Raw genomic sequence first — 4,186 nt, 5'->3', positions numbered from 1 at the left:
CGCACCGACACGCACTGGAATCGCGACGGCGCGAAGTTCGCCGCCCACCGCGTGGCGGCCGCGGCGCTGGCGTACGTGCCGGCCGGCGACGTCACGATGCGCCTGAGCGTGGCGGCTCGTTCCGGGGCGCGCATCGGCGATCTGACGCGTCTCGCCGGGCTGGCCGGCAACGTGCCGCCGTTCGCGCCGCGGCCCGACCTCGACCACGACGAAACGCTCGACATACACCACGGCGGCGGGCTGCTCGACGACGTGGCCGCGCCGACGGTCGTGCTGGCCGGCTCGTCGTATTCGCTCAATTCCGGCTTTGCCGACTATCTGCAACTCGCGATGAAACAGGAGATCGCGCAGCAAAGCCGCGTGGGCAGCGGCTTTGCCGGCAGCGCGATCGAACTGCTGCGGCATCACCCCGAGCGGCTCCAGGGTGTGCGGCTGCTGATCTGGGAGTGGCCGCTGCGCTCGCTCTACCAACCGCTTACCGACGATGAAAACGCCTATCTGGCGCAACCATGACAACCCGACAGGATTTCCGATGAAAAATCGTGCTTCACCGAACCGGGCCACGCCGCGCGGCTGGACCGCCGTGCTGGCCTTCGCGGCGCTCGCCGCGTCGATTCACTGCGGCGCGGCGCGGGCTGCGGCGTCGGTGATCGAGGGGCAGGACGGCTGGCTTTTCCCGGGCTGGGAAAGCACCGACAAGGTCGACCGTCCGCAGATCGAGGCTAACGTCAAGCTGATCCGCGAGGCGAAGGATGCGCTGGCGGCGAAGCACGTCGAACTCGTCGTGATGGTGGTACCGGCCAAGTCGGTGTTCTACCCGCAGCGTCTTCCGGCTGACGTCAGGTTGTCGCCGCAGGTTCAGTCGCGCTACGGCGACCTGCTCGGCATGTTCGCGGCAGCCGGCATCGTCACGTTCGACGATCGGCCCGCGCTGCAATCCGTCGAGCACGACCGCCAGAGCGCGTTCTATCGCGCCGACTACCACTGGACCGCGTGGGCGGCGGAAGCCTCGGCCGATGCGACGGCCGCGCTGATCCGCGGCAAGTTCGCCGTGCCGGCCACCGGCGGCGGCAGCGTGCTCGGCGACTGGACCAACGAGCGGCGCTATGGCGATCTCGCGACGAACTTCATGTCGCCCGAGGACCGCAAGCGCATCGGGCGCGACATCTACACCGTGCGCAAGCAGCCGGAAGCGGCCGACGGCCTGCTCGACAGCGGACCGGCGCAGGTCGAGGTGATCGGCAACAGCTTCGTGCAGCCGTATCTCGGCTATCCGCAGAAGCTCTCGAATGCGCTCGGCGTGCCGGTGGAGCTGGCCTGGAATCCCGGCAACATCGGGCCGTGGAAGACGTTCCTCGATACGGTGGCGAACCCCTCGTTCGCGCAGCACGCGCCCAAGGTCGTGGTGTGGCAGTTCAACGAGGATCAAGTGCAGACGCGCCTGGATGCGCCCGATAGCTGGGACCCGAAGAGCGTGATGCCGGCCGCGACCTGGCTGGCCGGCGTGTCGGCGGCGCTGGGCAAGTAGGGCCGATCTGGTTCGGTGGGGCGGGGGTGATCCGGCCTTGGGCGGCCCCGTGGTCCCGGGCAGTGCTGGCGGCCTTGCGCAACCCCGCCGGCCCTCTGCGGCCTTACCCGCAGGCCCCCACCTCGCCGCACGCCGTGCAGAAATCGCAGCCGTCCTTGCGAATCACCGCATTCGCGCCGCACGAACCGCATTTGCGCCCGAGCATCGTCTGCAGCCCTTGGGCGCTGGCCGGTTGCAGCAGCGCGTCCGCGCCGTCTTCGGGATGGGCGCGCATGCCGAAATCGGCCGATAACGCCGTGTCCGTTTTCATCTGCCCGCGCGGCAAGCGCGCGAGCAGCCGCGACGGCACCTGATTGCCTTCGGCGTCGAGAAAGCCGCGCCGATACAGAATCTGCTGGATCGCAAACGCGAGCGCGGCCACTTCCGAATCGTGCCAGCGCGGCGCGCGATGGCCGTCGAGACGCTGCACGTCGCCCAGCCGCACCTGGCCGCGATCCCACGACACCTTGCACATGTCCTGCAGATTGCGCGCGACGAAGCCGCCGCGCGCGGCAAGCGACAGCGAGCGCATCGTCGCCGTGATCCATTGCTGCGACTCGTCGCGCTGGCCGGTCGGGATGAAGAACTCGATCGGCCGCTCGATCGTCACGTCCTCGCCGCCGAGGCGTCCCGTCACCTCGATGAACGACACCGCGACGTACAGCGACTTCTTGCCCGCCTGGGTCAGATACTCGACCTTCTCGATGACTGCCGGCAACTCGCCCTTCGGCCGGTGATCCATCGCGATCCGCAGCGGGTCGAGATCGCTGTCGGCGAGCGTGTCGTCGGCCTGCGCGGGCGCGACGCTCAGCACCGCGCCGAGCGTGTCGTTCGGGCGATAGGTGGCGAGGCCCTTCAGGCCGCTTTTCCACGCGTCGAAATAGAGGCTTTCGAACGCGTCGAACGGATAGTCGGCGGGCACGTTGACGGTCTTCGAGATCGACGTGTCGACGTACGGCTGCACCGCCGCCATCATCTCGAGATGGTCGCGCGCCGACATCTGCAATGCGCTGACGAAGTAGTCGGGCAGCCGGTTCACGTCGCCGCCGAGCTCGCGGTAGAGCCGGTACGCGTAGTCCTCGACGTCGAACGATTCGCGGCCGCCGTCGGCCATCACCTTCATGCGCTTGTAGGTCCACGAGAAGGCCGGCTCGATGCCGTTCGAGGCGTTGTCCGCGAATGCGAGGCTCACGGTGCCGGTCGGCGCGATCGACAGCAGATGGCTGTTGCGGATGCCGTCGCGGCGGATCGCCTGCTGGACGTCGTCGGGCAGGCGCGACGCGAAGGTGCCCGCTTCGAGATAGCGCGCGGCGTCGAACAACGGGAACGCACCGCGCTCCTTCGCGAGTTCGACCGACGCGCGGTACGCCTCGTCGCGCATGAGCCGCGCGATGCGCGCCGCGAAGTCGCGGCCCTCCTGCGCGTTGTAGCGCAGCCCGAGCATCACGAGCGTGTCGCCGAGCCCGGTGAAGCCGACGCCGATGCGCCGTTTCGCGCGCGATTCGTCGTATTGCTGCGGCAGCGGCCAGAGCGTGACGTCGAGCACGTCGTCGAGAAAACGCACTTGGGTGCGCGTGCGTTGCGCGAGGCCGTCCCAGTCGAACGACGGCTCACGGCCCTGCAACTGCGCGAACGGATCGACGACGAAGCGCGTCAGGTTGAGCGGCCCGAGGTTGCAGCAGCCGTAGGCGGGCAGCGGCTGCTCGCCGCACGGATTGGTCGCGCGGATCGTTTCGACGGCGCGCAGATTGTTGTCCTCGTTCATGCGCGAGATGAACACGATGCCGGGCTCGGCGACGTCGTAGGTCGAGCGCATGATGCGCTCCCAGATCGCGCGCGCCGGGTGCTCGCCGTAGACCCACAGGCCGTCCTCGCGCCGCCGCACGTCGCCGGCCGCGCGCAGCGCCGGCGACGGCTCGGCGCGATGGACCAGCTGCCACGGCTCGTCGTTTTCGACCGCGCGCATGAATGCGTCGGTCACGCCGACCGACACGTTGAAGTTGTTCCAGCGCCCCTTCGAATGCTTGGCCTCGATGAATTCGAGCAGGTCGGGGTGGTCGCAGTCGAGCACGGCCATCTGCGCGCCGCGCCGCGAGCCCGCGCTTTCGACCGTGCGGCACGAGGCGTCGAACACGTCCATGTAGCTGCACGGGCCCGATGCCGACGAACTGGTCGTATGAACGCGCGCGCCCTTGGGCCGGATCGCCGAGAAGTTGTAGCCGACGCCGCCGCCGCGCCGCATCGTTTCGGCCGCCTGCAGCAGCGCCACGTAGATGCCCGGCAGTCCCTGCTCGTCGACGCCCTGAATCGAGTCGCCGACCGGCTGCACGAAGCAGTTGATCAGCGTCGCGGCGATACCGCTGCCCGCCGCGCTCATGATGCGGCCCGCGCCGAGCGCGCCGTGCCGCAGGTTGTCCACGAACAGCGCCTCGACCGGCGCGCGCAGTTCCGGCGGCTCGGCCTCGGCGACGCCGCGCGCGACGCGGCGAAAGACGTCGTCGGCCGATTGTTCGTCGCCTTTCGCGTATTTTTCGAGCAGCACGTCGAGCGAGAACTGCTGCGGGGCGATCGGCGATGGCGTGGGCGAGGCGGACGCTGCCGGGATCGTGGGGGTGTGCA

Annotated in this window: 2 protein-coding genes and 1 pseudogene; 2 read left to right on the top strand and 1 reads right to left on the bottom strand. The window is 69.0% G+C overall.

The window, feature by feature from the left end:
• Both GXB81_RS30490 and GXB81_RS30485 read left to right on the top strand, forming a co-directional pair.
• A pseudogene (locus tag GXB81_RS30490) lies at nucleotides 1-513 on the top strand (hypothetical protein); the annotation flags it as partial.
• A 19-nt stretch (nucleotides 514-532) separates the two neighbouring features.
• On the top strand, nucleotides 533-1,528 hold the full coding sequence (locus tag GXB81_RS30485) for a twin-arginine translocation pathway signal (RefSeq protein WP_205991152.1): 996 nt from the start codon (nucleotides 533-535) through the stop codon (nucleotides 1,526-1,528).
• A gap of 103 nt (nucleotides 1,529-1,631) precedes the next feature.
• Here the strand turns inward: GXB81_RS30485 and GXB81_RS30480 are convergent, their stop codons facing one another.
• Entirely contained in the window at nucleotides 1,632-4,172 is a 2,541-nt protein-coding gene (locus GXB81_RS30480; protein WP_205991153.1) for an adenosylcobalamin-dependent ribonucleoside-diphosphate reductase, read from the bottom strand.
• Nucleotides 4,173-4,186: the final 14 nt, after the last annotated feature.

It is taken from the genome of Paraburkholderia sp. Ac-20336, assembly GCF_017105025.1.
Taxonomy (GTDB): Bacteria; Pseudomonadota; Gammaproteobacteria; order Burkholderiales; family Burkholderiaceae; genus Paraburkholderia.
The sequence above is the reverse complement of the archived record's forward strand: the minus strand, read 5'-3'. Positions and strand labels throughout refer to the sequence as shown.